Here is a 17451-nt window from a genome sequence, read left to right as displayed (position 1 = left end):
CCCGATGGTCCGGACACCCCGGACAGCCCCCGAGAGGACCCCCGATGACCACCCCGCAGGTGCTCGGCGAGCGCTACGAGATCGGTGGTGTCCTCGGCCGCGGCGGGATGGCCGAGGTGCACCGGGGGCGGGACCTGCGGCTGGGCCGCGAGGTGGCGGTCAAGGTGCTGCGCTCCGACCTGGCGCGCGACCCCTCCTTCCAGGTGCGGTTCCGTCGCGAGGCGCAGGCCGCCGCGTCGCTGAACCACCCGGCGATCGTCGCGGTCTACGACACCGGCGAGGACCGCACGACCACCGGGGCGACCCCCTACATCGTGATGGAGTACGTCGAGGGCGAGACCCTGCGCGACGTGCTGCGCCGGGAGGGCCGGCTCGAGCCGGCCCGGGCGATGTCGCTGACCGCCGACATCTGCGCCGCCCTGGACTTCAGCCACCGCAACGGCATCGTGCACCGGGACGTGAAGCCCGGGAACGTGATGATCACCCCGCAGGGCACCGTCAAGGTGATGGACTTCGGCATCGCGCGGGCGGTCTCGGACTCCGCCGCCACGATGACCTCCACCGCCGCGGTCATCGGCACCGCGCAGTACCTGTCGCCGGAGCAGGCCCGCGGCGAGGGCGTCGACGCCCGCTCCGACGTCTACTCCGCCGGCTGCCTGCTGTACGAGCTCGTCACCGGCGCGCCGCCCTTCACCGGCGACTCCCCCGTGGCCGTGGCCTACCAGCACGTGCGCGAGGACCCCCGCACGCCGTCCTCGATCAACCCCGAGGTGCCGCCGGAGCTCGACGCCATCCTGCTCAAGGCGATGAGCAAGAACCCGGCCAACCGCTACCAGTCCGCCGCCGAGATGCGCAGCGACCTGCTGCGCGCGGTCGCCGGCCAGCGCGTCGAGGCCACCCCGGTCATGGGCGACGCCGAGCGGACCTCCTACATCGGGGCGGCCGCGGCCGGTGGCTACCCCGGCCAGGACGACCACTGGGACGACGAGGACGAGGCCGCCGCCAAGCGCCGCCGCCGGGGGATCATCGCCCTCGTCGTCGCCGGCGTCCTGGTGCTCGCCGGGCTCGTCGTGCTGCTCGTCGCCCTGAACAGCGGGGGCGGCGACGCGACCCCCACCGAGCCCACCACGGCCAGCGTGCAGGTGCCCAACCTGGTCGGCCAGACCCAGGCCGCGGCCACCGCTGCGCTGCAGCAGGCCGGCCTCACCGCCGGTCCGGTCACCACCGCGGCCAGCGCCGACGTCGCCGAGGGCTCGGTGATCAGCAGCGACCCCGCCGCGGGCGCCACCGTCGACGAGGGCACCGCCGTCGCGCTGGTGGTCAGCGCCGGGCCGGACACCGTGGCCATCCCCAACGTCGTCGGCCTCACCGAGGACGAGGCCCGCTCCAACCTGGAGAACGCCGGCTTCACCCGGGTGAACAGCCGCCAGGAGGCCTCCACCGAGCCCGCCGGCCAGGTGGTCGCGGTCGAGCCCGGCCAGGGCAGCCAGGCCGACCCGGAGACCCAGGTCATCACGCTGAGCGTCTCCACCGGCAGCGCGCCGATCCCCGACGTCCGGGGGCAGACCTACGAGCAGGCCCGGGCGACGCTGCAGGCCGCCGGGTTCAGCGACATCACCCAGCAGAACGCCGAGAGCAACGAGGTCCCCGCCGGCCAGGCGATCGGCACCGAGCCCGGGTCGGGTCAGCAGGCCACCGCCGACGACCAGATCACCGTGCTCGTCGCCGTCCCCGTGCCCACGGAGACCACCACGACGACGGCGCCCACCACGACGACCACCGCGCCCTCGACGGGCACCGGCATCCCCATCCCCGGCCAGCCCACCGCCTGACCCCGCGGGCCGGGGAGGGGGCGGTCAGCCGACGGCGGTGACGAGCCTCTGCGCGGCGGCGCCGGCCTTGTCCACCAGCTCCTGGTCGACCTCGACGCCGCACTGGCGCAACCAGGTGGCGAGCATCTGGTGGCCGCCCTCGGTGAGGACGGACTCCGGGTGGAACTGCACGCCCTCGACGGGCAGCTCGCGGTGCCGCAGGGCCATCACGATGCCCGAGGGCGTGCGGCCGGTGACCTCCAGCTCGGCGGGGAAGGTCGAGGACTCCACGGCCAGGGAGTGGTAGCGGGTCGCGGTGAACGGCGACGGCAGGCCGGCCAGCACGCCCTGGCCGTCGTGCACGACCTGGCTGGTCTTGCCGTGCAGCAGCTCCGGGGCGCGCACGACGTCGCCGCCGAAGGCCTCGGCGATGGCCTGGTGGCCCAGGCAGACGCCCAGCACCGGCACGCCCGCCTCGGCGGCCGCGCGCACCATCGGCACGGTCACCCCGGCGTCGGTCGGCGTCCCGGGTCCGGGGGAGAGCAGGACGCCGGCCACGTCGAGGTCGGCGAGCTCGTCGACGGTGACGGCGTCGTTGCGCCGCACCTCGCTGGGGACGCCGAGCTGGCCGAGGTACTGCACCAGGTTGTAGACGAAGCTGTCGAAGTTGTCGACGACGAGCACCCGGGCGGTCACTGGTCCACCGTCACGTCGTTGAAGGGCAGCTTGGGCTCCACCCACGGGAAGACGACGAACAGCAGCAGCGCGCACACCGCCAGCACCAGCACCAGGGCCTGCGCGGCCTTGAGCGCCGTGGTGCCCGGCAGGTGCCGCCAGATCCAGGTGTACATCAGCCCTCGCTCAGCGCCGGCGGGCCCTGCGGGGCGTCGGACTTGGGGATCGGGGAGCCGTCGAGCACCGCGTGCACGATGAGCCGCTCGCGGGCGGAGAACTTCGGGTGGCAGGTGGTCAGCGTCAGGTAGGCGCCGCTGGCCGGGCCGGTCAGCGGACCGTTCGGGGTGGGCGCGATGACCGAGACGTCGGTGGGCAGCACGATCTGCTGGCCGGGGACGCCGTTGGGGTCGTCGTCGCCGAGCACCCGGTAGACGAACCACGTCGTCTGGGTCTCGATCACGATCGGGTCGCCGGGCTGCAGCTGGTCCAGGTCCAGGAACGGCGAGCCCTTGCCCACCCGGTGGCCGGCGAGGGCGAAGTTGCCCTGCTCGCCGGGCATCGCGGAGTCGACGTAGTGGCCCGGGCCCTCGACCAGCTCGTCCTCGTCGGTGCCCTCGAGGATGACCTTGACGTAGTCGGCGCCGAAGCGGGGGATGCGGATGAAGGCGAACCCCTGGCCCAGCGGCACCTCGGAGATGCCGCCGTCGGGCAGCGTGGGCACGGTGGGGTCGTCGCCCTCCCAGTCGTCGCGCAGCTCCTGGGACAGGGCGTCCTGCTTGCGGTCGCTGGTGAGGTCGGTGATCCACACCTCGTAGACGACGAAGAGCAGCACGACCAGGCCCGCGGTGACCAGCAGCTGGCCCACGCCCCGGACGCCGGTGCGCACCAGGTCGCCGGTCGTGCGGGCGGGTCGGGCTGCGGCGGCCGGGGCGGCACCGCGGTCGCCGTCGTGGTCGCCGTCCGCGGTGACGGCGTCAGCGGGGACGGCGTCGTGCGGTCCGTCCTGCACGGGGTCGATCGCGACGTCGGTGTCGTCGTCCCACCGGGCGCGGTCGTCGACCACGGCGTGCCGGCCGGTGGCGGGCTCGGCCGGGTTCAGCTCGGGCTGCCAGGTGTGCCGCACGGTCGCGTCCTCGGGCACCGGCAGCGGCGCCTGCGCGGTGGGCTCCTCGGGCGCGTGCCGGCCCCGGCGTGGTCCGCCGGTGTCCGCGTCGTCCATCGTTCCTCCCCGAGCCCCGCCCCCGGACCTCAGCCGGCGGCCGAGGCGTACTGCAGGTCCAGCGCGCCATCGTAGGCGGGCAGGTCCACCTGCCCGCGGTCCTGCACCCGGTAGGTCAGGCCGAACCTGTCCACGGCCTGCTGCAGCAGCGACACCTCGTAGGACTGGCCGAGCCGCTCGCGCATCGCGTCGGCGTCGCCGACGGCGGTGATGACGAACGGCGGGGACCAGGTCCGGCCCTGCAGCAGCAGGACGTTGCCGACGCAGCGGACGGCGCTGGTGGCGATGAGCCGCTGGCCCATCACGCTCACGCCGTCGGCGCCGGCCGCCCACAGCGCGTTGACAACGCCCTGCACGTCGGACTGGTGGATGACCAGGTCATCGAGGGTGGCGCCGCGGGGCGGGGTCCCGGTGGCCGTCTCCGGCGCGTCGTCCAGGGTGATCTCCACACCCGGGCCGCTGACGGGGGTGAAGCCGGCGGAGACCTGCTCGGCGTCGCCGGCGGCGGTGGCCGCGGCCACGTCGGAGTTGCGGCCGGCCTCGGCCTGGGTGAGCGCGTCGGCACGGGCCCGCAGCTGGTCGAGCTGGTCCTCCTGGGCGTCGTTGGCCGCGTTCAGCTGCTCGATCAGCTGCGAGAGCTGGGTGACGTCGCCGGCCCGCAGGTCGGTGCCGCGTGCGGTCTGCCCGGACGTCGCGAAGAGCAGTCCGGCGGCCAGCGCCACGACCGGGACCAGGGCGTTCCAGGCACGCCGCCGCGGGTCACCGCCCCTCGTCCGCATGTCTGCAGCTTAGGCTGGGGCCCGATCAGATCAGCAGTACCGATGTGCAAGGTCGAGGAGTCGTCGCGGTGCCCAAGTCCAAGGTGCGCAAGAAGTCGGTGTACACCCCGCCCGAGGGCGTGCTGCCCTCGAGCGCCGCCAAGGCCCGCGCCGCCCGGCCCAGCCCCCGCTGGTACGCCCCCGTGATGATCGCGCTGATGCTGCTCGGGCTGGTGTGGATCGTCGTCTACTACGTGGCCGGCGACCAGATCGGCTTCATGGTCTCGCTGTCGGCGTGGAACTTCGCCATCGGCTTCGGCGCCATGGTCGCCGGGCTGGTCATGAGCATGCGCTGGCGCTGAGCCGCGCCGTGGGCCGTCAGTCCCGCTGCTGGGAGGCCTCGGCCTCGATCGAGGGCTGGTCGGCGAAGAGCGGCGGCAGGTAGCGCAGCATCAGCGCCGACCAGGTCAGGTGCGTCAGCACCGGCGCCTGGATGCCGCCGGTGATCTTCCGCTGCCAGCCGAACAGCGCGCCCATCACCACCGACGCCAGCACCAGCGCCGGGTTGCGGGTCGAGGTCGTGGCCAGGCCGTAGACGGCGGTCGACTTCAGCACCGGGTGCCGCGTCCCGGCGGCGGCGTAGAGCGCGCCCCGGAAGAACACCTCCTCGGCCACCCCGTTGGTCAGGGTCGTCATCGTCACCAGGGCCGGGTTGCCCTGGTGGGCGTAGCGCAGGATGCGGGTGACCGCCCGGTTGAGCACCGGGATGCGCTTGGCGACCAGCGCGGCGCCGTAGAACGCGCCGAACACCCCCGCGCCGGTGAGCACCGGGGTGACCACCGGGCGGTGCACCGTCTCCCGGGCCGAGCGCATCCAGCCCAGGTGCAGCGGGCCCGAGGCGATGCCGCCGGCGACCCAGGTGCCGGCCACGGCCATCGTCAGCCCGTAGAACTCCTTGGAGTCCGGCTTCTGGGACAGCGACAGGCCCAGCATGCCGGCCCCCAGCACGGAGAACGCGCCGGTCACCCGGCGGCGGCGCCGGAAGGCCGCGTCGCTCTCCCGGTGGTCGCGCGGTACCGGGTCGATGAGCCAGTCCGGGGTGCGCTCGGCCAGCCGCAGGACGGCGCGGTCCAGCCGGCTCCGCGGCGTCCGGCCCAGCACGTTCACGCCCGGGCCCCCCGGGCCAGCAGCCCGCCGTGCTTGTGCCGGTCACCCGCGGCCCTGCGCCGGGCCGCGGCCCGCTCGCCGAGGGCGACCAGCACCGCCTGGTCGTAGTCCATCGGCTCGAAGGGGACGACGTCGCGGATGGCGTGGTCGCGCACCACCACCTCGTTGGTCATCGAGTCGATGAGGGAGCGGCCGGTCTGCAGGTCGACGTCGGTGACCAGGGACAGCCACCGCGAGGACAGCTGCGGGCTCAGCAGCGGCACGGGCAGCACGAAGAGGTGGCGGCCCTGGATCTCGGCCACCCGGGTCAGCATCTCCAGGTACTCGAGCACCTCGGGCCCGCCGACCTCGAACACCCGGCCCTCGGCCTCGGGGGCGTCGAGCACCCCGACCAGGTAGCGCACCACGTCGGCGATGGCGATCGGCTGGGTGCGGGTGTGCACCCAGCGCGGGGTGATCATCGCGGGCAGGTGGGCGACCAGCTGCCGGGTCATCTCCCAGGACACCCCGCCGTGCCCGACCACGATCCCGGCCCGCAGCACCGTCACCGGCACCGCGCCCTCACCCAGCAGCCGCTCGACCTCGCGGCGGCTGCGCAGGTGCGGGGACAGGTCGTCGGCGTCGTCGCCGAGCCCACCGAGGTAGATGATCCGGCGCACCCCGGCGTCGGCGGCGGCGCGGCCGAAGGTGCGGGCGGCCTCGGCGTCCTTGTCCTGGAAGTCCGAGGAGTCCAGGCTGTGCACCAGGTAGTAGGCGGCGTCGCAGCCCTGCAGGGCCGTGCGCAGCGAGCCGGCGTCGGACACGTCGCCGCGCACCGCCTCCCCGGCCCCGGAGTACCGCTCGGGGCGGCGGGTCATGGCCCGGACCTCGTGCCCCTCCTCGACCAGGGCCGGCGCCAGCCGACCACCCACGAACCCGGACGCACCCGTCACCAGTACCTGCACCCGTCCAGCGTGTGGGTTGCCGGGCGTGCCCGCAGGGCGAGTGGGACGAACCCGTCCGGTCGGGGTCGAGATGTCGACCGCCCGGCCGCGGTGGGTGTGTGCACAGGCCGGCGACCGGGTCCACAACGCCGGTGGGCGACCGCCCCCAGGTTTGTCCACCGAGTGTGGAACCCGCTCCCCGCTGCACACCGCGCTGACCTGGGCAGACAGCCGGGCTGTGACGGATGGTGCGGAGGGTCCACCCGCGTAACTACACGCCTGTTCTTCTGTCCCCACCTGTGCACACAGGTGTGGAGAAGTCGACTCGTGGACCGTGACGACCCCGTCCCGGGGCCGGTCACCCGGCGTGTCCGGGTGGTGGCGCGGAGCACGAACGCCGAGGTCGGACCGCGCGTCGCGGTGCCGGGCGCCCGGCTGTGGACAACCGGCCCGCACCGGTGGACGGACGGGCTGGGAAGCTGGCTGCCGTGCCCGCACCGCAGCAGTGGACGACCCGCCCGGTGGAGACCGCGCTGGCCGCCGCCGCGGCCGTCGTCCTGGGCGCCGCCACGGTCTGGACCGACGCCGCGGGCCGGGTGCTGGTGGGGGCCGCCGCGCTGCTGCTGGCCGTGGTCGCCGTCCGGGACCTGCTGCTGCGCCCGCGGCTGACCGCCGACGACGACGAGGTCGTCGTCCGCGCGCTCGGGCGGCGGACGGTCATCCCCCGGGGCCGGTTGCGGGCCCGGGTGCGCACGGGGCGCCGGCTGGGGGTGCGCACGACGTCGTTGGAGCTGGAGGACGCCGGCGACGACGCGGTGCTGGTGGTGCTCGGCCGGCGGGACCTGGGCGCCGACCCGGAGCAGGTCGGCGCCCGGCTGCTGGGGCACCGCGCCTAGCGGAGACCGCCGAAGGTGAGCACCAGCAGGACCACGACGAGGACGGCGACCCCGGCCACGGCCAGCGCGGTGCGGCGGCGGACCCACAGCAGCACGGCCGCGGTGGCCGCGCCGGCGACCAGGCCGCCGAGGTGCCCGAGCAGGGAGACCCCGGGCAGCAGGCTGATCACCAGGTTGATCGCCAGCAGGGTGAGCAGGCCGCGCAGGTCCTGCTTCTGCCGGACCAGCACCACGCCGAAGGCCCCGAGCAGGCCGTAGATGGCGCCCGAGGCGCCGACCACACCGCCGACGTAGGCGCCGAACAGCTGCAGGGCGGCCGCGCCGCCGAGCGCGGACACCAGGTAGACGGTCAGGTAGCGGCCCTTGCCGAGCATGCGCTCGAGCTCGGAGCCGAACAGCAGCAGAGCGAGCATGTTCAGCGCGAGGTGGACCAGGCTGGCGTGGGTGAAGGCGCTGGTGACCACGCGCCACCACTGGCCCTGGTCGACCAGGACCGGGGCGCTGAGCAGCTCGCTGGTCAGCGGGGAGTTGAAGGAGGTGACCGGGTTCAGCCCGGCCAGCAGCGCCGAGACGGCGGTGGCCACGGCGACCGCGACGTTGAGCGCGATGAGGACGACGGTGACGGTGCCCCAGCGGCGGCCGGCGACCCGCATGCCGGTGGTGCGCTTGGGGGCCCGGACGGTGCGCCGGGCGTCGGCGATCTCCTCCGGGCACTGGAACCCGACCGAGGCGGGGTGCATGCAGGCGGGGCAGATCGGCCGGCCGCACCGCACGCAGGAGATGCGCGTGGGCCGGTCGGGGTGCCGGTAGCAGGTGGGCACCGGGGGTGCGGGCTGCTCGCCCGCACCCCCGGGTCCGGTGGGCGTGCTCAGCTGCGCTGCACCTCGACCGAGGTGATGACGACGTCCTCGAGCGGACGGTCACCGCGGGCGGTGGGGACCTTCGCGATCGCGTCGACGACCTGGCGGGAGGCGTCGTCGGCGACCTCGCCGAAGATCGTGTGCTTGTTGTTCAGGTGCGGGGTGTTGGTGACGGTGATGAAGAACTGCGAGCCGTTGGTGCCCGGGCCGGCGTTGGCCATGGCGAGCAGGTAGGGGCGCGAGAACTGCAGGTCGGGGTGGAACTCGTCGCCGAAGCGGTAGCCGGGGCCGCCGGTGCCCTGGCCCAGCGGGTCGCCGCCCTGGATCATGAAGCCGTCGATGACCCGGTGGAAGACCGTGCCGTCGTAGAGCTTGTCGGTGGTCTTCGCCCGGGTGCGGGGGTCGACCCACTCCCGGCTGCCCTCGGCGAGCTCGGCGAAGTTGGCGACGGTCTTGGGGGCGTGGTCCGGGAACAGGTCCACGGTGATGTCGCCGTGGTTGGTGTGCAGGACTGCGCGCCGCGCAGGAGTCGATTCGGTCACGCGCTCCATCGTCCCACCTGCGGTGATGGGGCGCTCAGACCGCCCCGACCACCGTCCGGGCGATCTCGCGGGCCTGCAGGCTGGACTCCTGGTTCACCGTCACCACCACGACCAGGGAGCCGTCGGCGACCGCGAGCACCGTCTGCGGGCCGACGGCGATGCCCCCGCCGTCACCGATGTCGCGCACCGCGGTGCCTCCGAGGGCGGCCACCCGCTCGACGGCGGCGGTCTGCGCGGCGACCGGGTCGGCGGCCTGGCTGATCTCGACCACGAGCGCCGGCTCGCCGTTCGGCTTGTCGAAGGTGCAGGTCGGCGGCGGCCCACCGGGGACACCGGTGGTGGTGACCGTGGGGGTGCGCTGGCCGACGGTGCCCTCGACGTAGGCGGTGTCCAGGTACGGGCAGTCGGCCTCGGTGGTGACCGGCTCGGCCGCCGTGGTGGGGGCCGGCGCCGTGGTGGTCGGCGCCGCGGAGGGGCTGGAGGCCGGCGGGGTGGTGGCCGGGGTGGTGGACCCGGCGCCGTCGGTCCCCCCGCCGCAGCCGGCGAGCAGCAGGACCAGCGTGGAGACGAGGGGAATCGAACCCCTGACCCCCGCCTTGCAAAGGCGGTGCTCTACCAATTGAGCTACGTCCCCGGGGGGTGCTAGCGGTGCGTGGTCCGGACGGCGTCCGGGCTGCTGGTGGCCTCGGCCCACAGCCCCTGGTCGCCCTTCGCCGCCGTCCGCTTGCGCAGGACCAGCAGGGTGCCCGCCGCGAGGGCGGCCACGGCGACCTTCTTCAGCACGGGGCCGACCTCCTCGCGGTGGGGCAGTGCACGGGTGGGCCTGGGAGGACTTGAACCTCCGGCCTCATCCTTATCAGGGATGCGCTCTAACCGCCTGAGCTACAGGCCCGTGAACCTCGGAAAGCATACGTGGCCCCCGGTCGGCCCCGCCGACCGGGGGTGGCCGGTCAGGAGTCGCGCTCGGAGAGCGTGACCTCCAGCCCGCCGACGAGGTCGGCGCACAGGTTGTAGACGAAGGTGCCGACGGTGCACAGCGCGGTGAACAGCACGATGTTCACCGCGCCGATGACCGCGGCCCCGCCGAACACGATGCCCGGGGTGATGACCTCACCGGTCGCGTCGCCGGAGGATGAGCCGAGCTGGCCGATGAGGTCGTTGAGCGTGCTGAACACGCCGAGCCCGCTGAGCACGCCGTAGAGCACGCCGACGGCGACCATCCAGACGAAGAACAGCGCGATGGCCAGCACCAGCGAGATCTTCAGCGCCGACCAGGTGTCGATGTGCCGCAGCTGCAGCCGCGCCCGGCGGGGGCCCTTGCCACCCTTCACGGCACCGCGCACGCCGGTGCGCTCGCCCTGCTCGGTGACCGCGGTGCGGCCCGGGGCCTCCGCGGCGCGGGCCTCGGCGGGGCGCTGCGCCGGCCGCGAGGAGGACTGGCGGGGGGCACCGGCGTCCCGGTTGGCCGGGCGGACCCCGGTCTGCGGGGCGCCGGCCCGGGCGCCCGCGGCGGCACCGGCGGCCGCGGCACCGGCGGCCCGCGGGGCGGCGGGCTGCTGGCCGGTCGGGCGACCGGACTGCGCCGGTCGCTCCGCCGGGGCGGACGGGGTGGCGGAGGCGGCCGGCTTCGCCGACTTCGAGGGGGCCTGACCGCCCGGGCGGACCGCCGCGGTCTGCGCGGTGCCGGCCGGGGCCGCACCACCCCACCCGGGGGCGGCGGCGGGCTTGGCACCGCCGGAGCCCTTGGCGCCGCCGGAGCCGTTGGCCCCACCGGAGCCCTTGCCCTGACCCGAGGGCGAGGAGCCCGAGGACGAGGCGCCCGAGGACGACGGGGCGGGTGCGCCCGCGGAGGCCGGCGCCGAGCCCGACGGGCGGGCGCTGCCCGCGTCGGCCGCGGGGGCGGGCGGGACCTCGGGGCCGGAGCCCGGCTTCTCGGTGGGGATGGCCGCGGTCTCCGGGTCGGCGGCCGCCCCGGAGTCGTCGGTCCGCACCGAGCCCTGCGTCCGGTCGCTCATGCCGCTCTCCGTCCCGGGGCCCGTCCCCGTCGCGCCCGGAGCCACCCGCGGGGGCGGCGTCCGCACTTCGGTCGTCGATCAGCCGGTCCCGCCCCGGACCTCGCGGTCCGCGCCGGGGCCCGGCATTCGCCCCAGCCTAGGCGTGCGGGCCCCGGGCGGGGCCCCGTGCCGGACCGGCACGCCGTGCGCCCCGCCGTCGGCAAGCCACCAGGCTTGCCGACGGCGCGATCACAGCGCAGTCTGGCCGGAGGCCTCGGCCTCGTCGTTGTCCGTGGTGCGGGCGATGGCCACGATCGAGACGTCCTCGGGGAGGTTCATCAGCTTGACGCCCATGGTCGCCCGGTCCTTGTTGTGCCGGACGCCGTTGACCGGGGTGCGGATGACGCCGCCGGAGGAGGTGATGGCGTAGAGCTCGTCGCCGAGCACCACCGACAGCGCGCCGACCAGGGCGCCCTTGCGGGCCTTCGGGTCGGCGGTGAGCACGCCCTTGCCGCCGCGGTTCTGCTCCGGGTAGTTCTCGATCCCGGTGCGCTTGGCGTAGCCCCCCTCGGTGGCGACCAGGACGTCGACGCCCTCGGTCACCACGATCATGCTCAGCAGCTGGTCGTCGTCGGCCAGCGAGATGCCGCGCACGCCCTCGGTGGCCCGGCCCATCGGGCGCAGCTGCACGTCGTCGGCCTTGAAGCAGATGCTCATCGCCTTGCGGGTGACCAGCAGCAGGTTCTGCTCGGGGTCGATCAGCGCGGCGCCGACCAGCTCGTCGCCGTCGCGCAGGTTGATCGCGATGACCCCGCCGCTGCGCGGGGAGTCGAAGTCGGCCAGCCGGGTCTTCTTGACCTGGCCGCCGGCGGTGGCCAGCACCAGGTACGGGGCGACGCCGTAGTCCTTGATCTGGATGACCTGGGCGATCTTCTCGTCGGGCTGGAAGGCCAGGATGTTGGCCACGTGGGCGCCGCGGGCGGTGCGGGCGGCCTCGGGCAGCTCGTAGGCCTTGGCCCGGTAGACCCGGCCCTTGTTGGTGAAGAACAGGATCCAGTCGTGGGTGGAGCCCACGAAGAACTGCTGGATCAGGTCGTCCTGCTTGAGCGTGGCGCCCATGACGCCCTTGCCGCCGCGCCGCTGGGAGCGGTACAGGTCGGCCTTGGTGCGCTTGGCGTAGCCGGTGCGGGTGATCGTGACGACCACCTGCTCCTTGGCGATGAGGTCCTCCATGGACACGTCGCCGTCGTGCGCGACGAACTGGGTGCGCCGGTCGTCGCCGTACTTGTCGACGATCTCCTTGAGCTCGTCGCGGACGATCTGCCGCTGCCGCTCGGGGGAGTCCAGGATGGCCTGCAGGTCGGCGATGGTGGCCTCGATCTCGGCCAGCTCGTCGAGGATCCGCTGGCGCTCGAGGGCGGCCAGGCGGCGCAGCTGCAGGTCGAGGATGGCCAGCGCCTGCACCTCGTCGACCTCGAGCAGCTCCATCAGGCCGGTGCGCGCGGCCTCGGCCGAGGCGCTGGCCCGGATGAGGGCGATGACGGCGTCGAGCTGGTCGAGGGCCTTGGCGTAGCCGCGCAGGATGTGCGCGCGCTCCTCGGCCTTGCGCAGCCGGTAGCGGGTGCGCCGCTGGATGACCTCGATCTGGTGGATGACCCAGTACCGGACGAGCTCGTCCAGGCGCAGCGTGCGGGGCACGCCGTCGACGATCGAGAGCATGTTGCAGCCGAAGGAGGTCTGCAGCTGGGTGTGCTTGTAGAGGTTGTTCAGCACCACCTTGGCGACGGCGTCGCGGCGCAGGGTGATGACCAGCCGGCGGCCGACGCGGTCGGAGGACTCGTCGGCGATCTCCGAGATGCCCTGCAGCCGGCCGTCCTTGACCTGCTCGGCGATGTTCTCGGCGAGATTGTCCGGGTTGACCTGGTAGGGCAGCTCGGTGACCACCAGCTGCACCCGGCCGCGGGAGTCCTCCTCGACGGCGACCACCGCGCGCATGCGGACCGAGCCGCGCCCGGTGCGGTAGGCGTCCTCGATGCCGTCGCGGCCGACGATCAGGCCGTGGGTCGGGAAGTCGGGGCCCTTGATCCGCTCCATGCACGCGGCCAGCGCCTCCTCGGCGGCGGCCTCGGGGTGGTCGAGCATCCAGTAGACGGCCTCGGCCACCTCGCGCAGGTTGTGCGGGGGCATGTTGGTGGCCATGCCGACCGCGATGCCGGCCGAGCCGTTGATCAGCAGGTTCGGGACCCGCGCGGGCAGGACGACGGGCTCCTCGGTGCGGCCGTCGTAGTTGCCCTGGTAGTCGACGGTCTCCTCGTTGATCCCGGCCAGCATCTCCATGGCCAGCGGGGTGAGCCGGCACTCGGTGTAGCGCATGGCGGCGGCGGGGTCGTTGCCCGGGGAGCCGAAGTTGCCCTGGCCGTCGATGAGCGGGTAGCGCATCGACCAGGGCTGGGCCAGGCGGACCAGGGCGTCGTAGATCGCGGTGTCGCCGTGGGGGTGGTAGTTGCCCATGACCTCGGCGACCGGGCGGGCGCACTTCACGTAGCCGCGGTCGGGGCGGAAGTTCTGGTCGTACATGGCGAACAGCACGCGGCGGTGCACCGGCTTCAGGCCGTCGCGCACCTCGGGGAGCGCGCGGCCCACGATCACGCTCATCGCGTAGTCGATGTAGCTGCGCTGCATCTCCTGCTGGAGGTCGACCATCTCGATGCGGTCGGTGCTCACGGGCTCGGTCACGGTTCAGTTCTCCACAGGTGAGTGCACAGCGGTGGACAAAAGTCCAGGTCGACAAGGGGTTTGGACGACGTCCGGGTGGCTACCGGGTGGCGCTCCGGTGGCCGGCCGGCCGCCCCGGGCCCGGAAGGGCCCGGAGCGGCCCGGTCAGACGTCGAGGAAGCGGACGTCCTTGGCGTTGCGGGTGATGAAGGAGCGGCGGGCCTCGACGTCCTCGCCCATCAGGACGCTGAAGATCTCGTCGGCGGCCGCGGCGTCCTCGAGGGTGACCTGACGCAGGATGCGGGTCTCGGGGTTCATCGTGGTCTCCCACAGCTCCCCGGCGTTCATCTCGCCCAGACCCTTGTAGCGCTGGATCATCTCCTCCTTGACCTTGCGCCCGCCCTCGGCGCCGGCCTTGACCAGCGCGTCGCGCTCGCGGTCGGAGTAGGCGTACTCGTCGTCGTGCTTGCCGCCCCACTTGATCTTGTACAGCGGGGGCTTGGCCAGGTAGACGTACTGGCCCTCGACCAGCGGCCGCATGAACCGGAACAGCAGGGTGAGCAGCAGCGTGGAGATGTGCTGGCCGTCGACGTCGGCGTCGGCCATCAGCACGATCTTGTGGTAGCGGAGCTTGCTGATGTCGAACTCGTCGTGGATGCCGGTGCCGAACGCCGTGATCATCGACTGGACCTCGGTGTTCTTCAGCACCCGGTCGATGCGCGCCTTCTCGACGTTGATGATCTTGCCGCGGATGGGCAGGATCGCCTGGAACATCGAGTCGCGGCCGGACTTGGCCGAACCGCCGGCCGAGTCGCCCTCGACGATGTAGACCTCGCTTCGGGCGGGGTCGGTGGAGCGGCAGTCGGAGAGCTTGCCGGGCAGGCCGGACACCGACAGCAGGCTCTTGCGGGCCAGCTTGCGGGCGTCCTGGGCGGCGCGGCGGGCGCGGGCGGCCGAGCTGGCCTTGGTGATGATCGTCTTGGCCTCGGCCGGGTTGGCCTCGAACCAGTGGCCGATCTGCTCGTTGCAGACCCGCTGCACGAAGCCCTTGACCTCGGTGTTGCCGAGCTTGGTCTTGGTCTGGCCCTCGAACTGGGGGTCGCCGAGCTTGACCGAGACGATCGCGGCCAGGCCCTCGCGGATGTCCTCGCCGGAGAGCTTGTCCTCGGGCTTGTCCTTGAGGATCTTCTTCTCGACGGCGTACCGGTTGACGATCGAGGTCAGCGCCGCGCGGAAGCCCTCCTCGTGGGTGCCGCCCTCGTGGGTGTTGATGATGTTGGCGAAGGTGTGCACCGACTCGGAGTAGGACTCCGACCACTGCATCGCGACCTCGAGGCTCATCGCGGTGTCGTTCTTGCCGGTGCCGTCGGCGCCGAAGGCGATGACCGACTTGTGGATCGGGTTCTTCTTGGCGTTGACGTGCTTGACGTAGTCGGACAGGCCGCCGTCGTAGCGGTAGGTGACCTCGGTGGCCTCGAAGGGCTTCTCGTCGGTCTCCACGGGCTCGGCCTCGAGCGTCAGCAGCTCCTCGGCGGCGGCCTCGGCGACCGCGGTGCTGCGCCGCTCGTCGCGCAGCACGATGGTCAGGCCCTTGTTGAGGAAGGCCATCTCCTGCAGGCGGCGGCGGATCGTCTCGTAGTTGTAGACGGTGGTCTCGAAGATCGCCGGGTCGGCCCAGAAGGTGATCGCGGTGCCGCGCTTCTTGGTGGACCCGATCGTGCGCAGCTCGCCGGGCACGGTCTCGGTGTAGTGCTGGGCGTACTCGGTGCCGTCGCGCCAGATCTCGACGTCCAGCGAGGTGGACAGCGCGTTGACCACGGTGACGCCGACGCCGTGCAGACCACCGGAGACGCCGTAGGACTTGCCGTCGAACTTGCCGCCGGCGTGCAGGATCGTCAGGACGACCTCGACGGTGGGCCGCTTCTGCACCGGGTGCTCGTCGACCGGGATGCCGCGGCCGTTGTCCTCGACCCGGACGCCGCCGTCGTCGAGCAGGGTGACCCGCACGGTGTCGCAGAACCCGGCCAGCGACTCGTCGACGGCGTTGTCCACGACCTCCCACACCATGTGGTGCAGGCCGCGCTCACCGGTGGAGCCGATGTACATGCCCGGGCGCTTGCGGACCGCCTCGAGCCCCTCGAGGACGGTGATCGAGCTTCCGGAGTAGGAGTTCTGCTCGGCAGGCTTGCCGGATCCAGCCACGTGGGGCCCTTCTTCTCGCGAGACCACCGGCCGGCCCCCGGGCACCCGCCGGGGAGGGCGGGACGCGCAGGACGGCGCTCAGCGGGCTGCTGGCGGTACGACCCCTCGATGGTACCGGGTCCCGCCGACAGAACCGCGCCGTCCGCGCCCTGACGTCACCTCTGCCGCACCAGGAGGACCTCGACCACCACCGGTGTTGGCTCGGCGTCCGTCACGGACTCAGAGAGGGCGCTGGCCCCCTCAGTTCACCGGGCCGTCGCCGGCGAGGGCCTCGGGGTCCAGCCGGGCCGATGTGCCGGTCCGCCGGTCGACCACGACGGTGACCGCCCACAGCGCGACGCCGACGGCCAGCAGGACGCCGGCGATCTGGTACTGCACGACGGGCCGGCCGGCCAGCGGCGTGGCCAGGTACGCGCAGGCCAGCGCCCCGACGACCGGCAGCACGGTCGGCGTCCGGAAGTGGTCGGCGTCCACCCGGTCGCGGCGCAGCACCAGCACGGCCACGTTGACCACGGCGAAGACCACCAGCAGCAGCAGCGCCGTCGTCCCCCCGAGGTCGGGGACCGCACCGACGAAGGTGATGAGCCCGAAGGCCAGCGCGGTGGTGAACAGGATCGCCGTCACCGGGGTGCGCCGGCGCGGCCCGACCCGGCCCAGCAGCGGGGGCAGCACGCCCTCCCGGCTCATGCCGTAGACCAGCCGGCTGGCCATCAGCATGTTGATCAGCGCGGAGTTGGCGACGGCGAACATGGTGATGACGCCGAAGAGCCCGAGCGGGAAGCCCGGTGCCCCGGCCTGCACCACCTGCAGCAGCGGGGTGTCGCCCTCGGACAGCCGGTCGGCCGGCACCAGCGAGATCGCCGAGATCGACACCAGCACGTAGATGACGCCGGTGATGGCCAGGCCCGTGAGCAGCACCCGGGGGAAGATCCGCCGCGGCTCCTTGCACTCCTCGGCCATGTTGACCGAGTCCTCGAAGCCGACCATCGCGAAGAAGGCCAGCCCGGTGGCGGCGATGACCCCGCCGACCAGGCTCTGGTCGCCGGTGTCGACCTCGGTGACCCGGGACAGGTCGCCCTCGCCCAGGCCCAGCGCCCACGCCCCGACCCCGATGACGATCAGCAGCCCGGTGAGCTCGACGCAGGTGAGCACCACGTTGGCCTTCACGCTCTCGCCGACCCCGCGCAGGTTGACCACCGCGACCAGCCCCATGAAGCCCAGCCCGATGAGGGTGATGCCGATGCCCTCGCCGAGGTCGAGCCCGAGCACGGCCGCGGCGTTGGAGCTGAACGCCCGCGCCGCCGTGGACGCCGACGTGATGCCCGAGCTCATCACCGCGAAGGCGACCAGGAACGTCAGGAAGTGCACGCCGAAGGCCTTGTGCGTGTACAGCGCGGCGCCGGCGGCGCGGGGGTACTTGGTGACCAGCTCCAGGTAGCTGAACGCGGTGACCAGCGCGACCAGGAAGGCGACGAGGAACGGCGCCCACACGATGCCGCCGACCTGCGCGGCCACCTGGCCGGTGAGGGCGTAGATGCCGGTGCCCAGCACGTCGCCGACGATGAACAGCAGGAGCAGGCCGGGACCCATCACCCGCTTGAGCTCGGGCTGGGTCTGCTGCTCGGTGGTGGCCATCGGCTGCCCTTCTCCGCGGGTGGTGCGGGCGAGCGTGGACCGTGCCGCGCACAG

17 protein-coding genes and 2 tRNA genes are annotated in these 17451 nt (G+C 73.3%); 3 read left to right on the top strand and 16 right to left on the bottom strand.

Annotated features, from left to right (window positions below; all coding sequences use genetic code 11):
• The first annotated feature begins 44 nt into the window (after positions 1-44).
• Positions 45-1832 carry a Stk1 family PASTA domain-containing Ser/Thr kinase gene (pknB, locus tag BLT39_RS17830; RefSeq protein ID WP_091066809.1) on the top strand — a complete coding sequence of 596 codons (1788 nt, stop codon included), beginning with the start codon at positions 45-47 and terminating at the stop codon, positions 1830-1832.
• 24 nt (positions 1833-1856) lie between these two features.
• Here pknB and BLT39_RS17825 read toward each other — a convergent pair whose 3' ends face one another.
• Genes BLT39_RS17825 through BLT39_RS17810 form a run of 4 tightly spaced genes read right to left on the bottom strand, consistent with a single transcriptional unit; the run spans position 1857 to position 4484 of the window.
• The gene (locus BLT39_RS17825; protein WP_091066805.1) at positions 1857-2507 is read right to left on the bottom strand and encodes an aminodeoxychorismate/anthranilate synthase component II; all 651 of its coding nucleotides are present in this window, start codon (positions 2505-2507) and stop codon (positions 1857-1859) included.
• On the bottom strand, positions 2504-2662 hold the full coding sequence (locus BLT39_RS22570) for a hypothetical protein (RefSeq protein WP_091066802.1): 159 nt from the start codon (positions 2660-2662) through the stop codon (positions 2504-2506). Before BLT39_RS22570 ends, BLT39_RS17825 begins: the two co-directional genes overlap by 4 nt.
• The gene (locus tag BLT39_RS17815) at positions 2662-3705 is read right to left on the bottom strand and encodes a class E sortase (RefSeq protein ID WP_091066799.1); all 1044 of its coding nucleotides are present in this window, start codon (positions 3703-3705) and stop codon (positions 2662-2664) included. Before BLT39_RS17815 ends, BLT39_RS22570 begins: the two co-directional genes overlap by 1 nt.
• A gap of 29 nt (positions 3706-3734) precedes the next feature.
• Entirely contained in the window at positions 3735-4484 is a 750-nt protein-coding gene (locus tag BLT39_RS17810) for a DUF881 domain-containing protein (RefSeq protein ID WP_091066796.1), read from the bottom strand.
• Between the two features lie 68 nt (positions 4485-4552).
• Here BLT39_RS17810 and crgA point away from each other — a divergent pair, with 68 nt between their 5' ends.
• Positions 4553-4825 carry a cell division protein CrgA gene (crgA, locus tag BLT39_RS17805; protein WP_091066793.1) on the top strand — a complete coding sequence of 91 codons (273 nt, stop codon included), beginning with the start codon at positions 4553-4555 and terminating at the stop codon, positions 4823-4825.
• 16 nt (positions 4826-4841) lie between these two features.
• Here crgA and BLT39_RS17800 read toward each other — a convergent pair whose 3' ends face one another.
• Positions 4842-5630 carry a CPBP family intramembrane glutamic endopeptidase gene (locus BLT39_RS17800; protein WP_242658522.1) on the bottom strand — a complete coding sequence of 263 codons (789 nt, stop codon included), beginning with the start codon at positions 5628-5630 and terminating at the stop codon, positions 4842-4844.
• Positions 5627-6574, bottom strand: coding sequence for an NAD(P)H-binding protein (locus BLT39_RS17795; RefSeq protein ID WP_091066790.1), 948 nt, complete (start codon positions 6572-6574; stop codon positions 5627-5629). Before BLT39_RS17795 ends, BLT39_RS17800 begins: the two co-directional genes overlap by 4 nt.
• A gap of 467 nt (positions 6575-7041) precedes the next feature.
• Here BLT39_RS17795 and BLT39_RS17790 point away from each other — a divergent pair, with 467 nt between their 5' ends.
• On the top strand, positions 7042-7449 hold the full coding sequence (locus BLT39_RS17790; RefSeq protein ID WP_242658521.1) for a PH domain-containing protein: 408 nt from the start codon (positions 7042-7044) through the stop codon (positions 7447-7449).
• On the opposite strand, the gene BLT39_RS17785 is transcribed toward BLT39_RS17790, so the two are convergent.
• The 10 genes from BLT39_RS17785 to BLT39_RS17745 all read right to left on the bottom strand — a co-directional run bounded on the left by BLT39_RS17785 (position 7446) and on the right by BLT39_RS17745 (position 17397).
• Positions 7446-8189 (bottom strand): rhomboid family intramembrane serine protease, encoded by a 744-nt coding sequence (locus tag BLT39_RS17785; RefSeq protein WP_091067376.1) that lies wholly within the window; start codon positions 8187-8189, stop codon positions 7446-7448. The genes BLT39_RS17790 and BLT39_RS17785 overlap by 4 nt on opposite strands.
• A 128-nt stretch (positions 8190-8317) precedes the next feature.
• Complete coding sequence (locus tag BLT39_RS17780; RefSeq protein ID WP_165640312.1) at positions 8318-8860, bottom strand: peptidylprolyl isomerase; 543 nt, start codon at positions 8858-8860, stop codon at positions 8318-8320.
• A gap of 25 nt (positions 8861-8885) precedes the next feature.
• Positions 8886-9401 (bottom strand): DUF2020 domain-containing protein, encoded by a 516-nt coding sequence (locus BLT39_RS21885; protein ID WP_278247011.1) that lies wholly within the window; start codon positions 9399-9401, stop codon positions 8886-8888.
• Between the two features lie 11 nt (positions 9402-9412).
• Positions 9413-9485, bottom strand: a tRNA-Ala gene (locus BLT39_RS17770).
• Between the two features lie 8 nt (positions 9486-9493).
• Positions 9494-9634: a DLW-39 family protein gene (locus BLT39_RS22565; RefSeq protein WP_165640311.1), complete on the bottom strand. Its 141-nt coding sequence runs from the start codon at positions 9632-9634 to the stop codon at positions 9494-9496.
• A 35-nt stretch (positions 9635-9669) separates the two neighbouring features.
• A tRNA-Ile gene (locus tag BLT39_RS17765) sits at positions 9670-9743 on the bottom strand.
• A 58-nt stretch (positions 9744-9801) separates the two neighbouring features.
• Positions 9802-10866 carry a DUF3566 domain-containing protein gene (locus BLT39_RS23115; protein WP_242658520.1) on the bottom strand — a complete coding sequence of 355 codons (1065 nt, stop codon included), beginning with the start codon at positions 10864-10866 and terminating at the stop codon, positions 9802-9804.
• A gap of 228 nt (positions 10867-11094) precedes the next feature.
• A complete protein-coding gene (gene gyrA, locus BLT39_RS17755; RefSeq protein WP_091066783.1) occupies positions 11095-13581 on the bottom strand; it encodes a DNA gyrase subunit A in 2487 nt (828 codons plus the stop codon).
• 144 nt (positions 13582-13725) lie between these two features.
• Positions 13726-15762 (bottom strand): DNA topoisomerase (ATP-hydrolyzing) subunit B, encoded by a 2037-nt coding sequence (gene gyrB / locus BLT39_RS17750; RefSeq protein WP_091066781.1) that lies wholly within the window; start codon positions 15760-15762, stop codon positions 13726-13728.
• 240 nt (positions 15763-16002) lie between these two features.
• Positions 16003-17397 carry an APC family permease gene (locus BLT39_RS17745; protein WP_091066777.1) on the bottom strand — a complete coding sequence of 465 codons (1395 nt, stop codon included), beginning with the start codon at positions 17395-17397 and terminating at the stop codon, positions 16003-16005.
• Between the last annotated feature and the right edge of the window lie 54 nt (positions 17398-17451).

This window comes from Klenkia brasiliensis (genome assembly GCF_900100695.1).
Taxonomy (GTDB): Bacteria; Actinomycetota; Actinomycetes; order Mycobacteriales; family Geodermatophilaceae; genus Klenkia; species Klenkia brasiliensis.
Note: the sequence above shows the minus strand (reverse complement) of the source record. Positions and strands in the feature narration are given on the sequence as shown.

Bases quoted from the DNA above. Each gene is read 5' to 3' on its own strand.
- BLT39_RS17785 (WP_091067376.1), bottom strand. From the start codon at position 8,189: ATGCACCCCGCCTCGGTCGGGTTCCAGTGCCCGGAGGAGATCGCCGAC.
- BLT39_RS17810 (WP_091066796.1), bottom strand. From the start codon at position 4,484: ATGCGGACGAGGGGCGGTGACCCGCGGCGGCGTGCCTGGAACGCCCTG.
- BLT39_RS17815 (WP_091066799.1), bottom strand. From the start codon at position 3,705: ATGGACGACGCGGACACCGGCGGACCACGCCGGGGCCGGCACGCGCCC.
- pknB (WP_091066809.1), top strand. From the start codon at position 45: ATGACCACCCCGCAGGTGCTCGGCGAGCGCTACGAGATCGGTGGTGTC.
- BLT39_RS17780 (WP_165640312.1), bottom strand. From the start codon at position 8,860: ATGGAGCGCGTGACCGAATCGACTCCTGCGCGGCGCGCAGTCCTGCAC.
- BLT39_RS22570 (WP_091066802.1), bottom strand. From the start codon at position 2,662: ATGTACACCTGGATCTGGCGGCACCTGCCGGGCACCACGGCGCTCAAG.
- BLT39_RS23115 (WP_242658520.1), bottom strand. From the start codon at position 10,866: ATGAGCGACCGGACGCAGGGCTCGGTGCGGACCGACGACTCCGGGGCG.
- BLT39_RS17745 (WP_091066777.1), bottom strand. From the start codon at position 17,397: ATGGCCACCACCGAGCAGCAGACCCAGCCCGAGCTCAAGCGGGTGATG.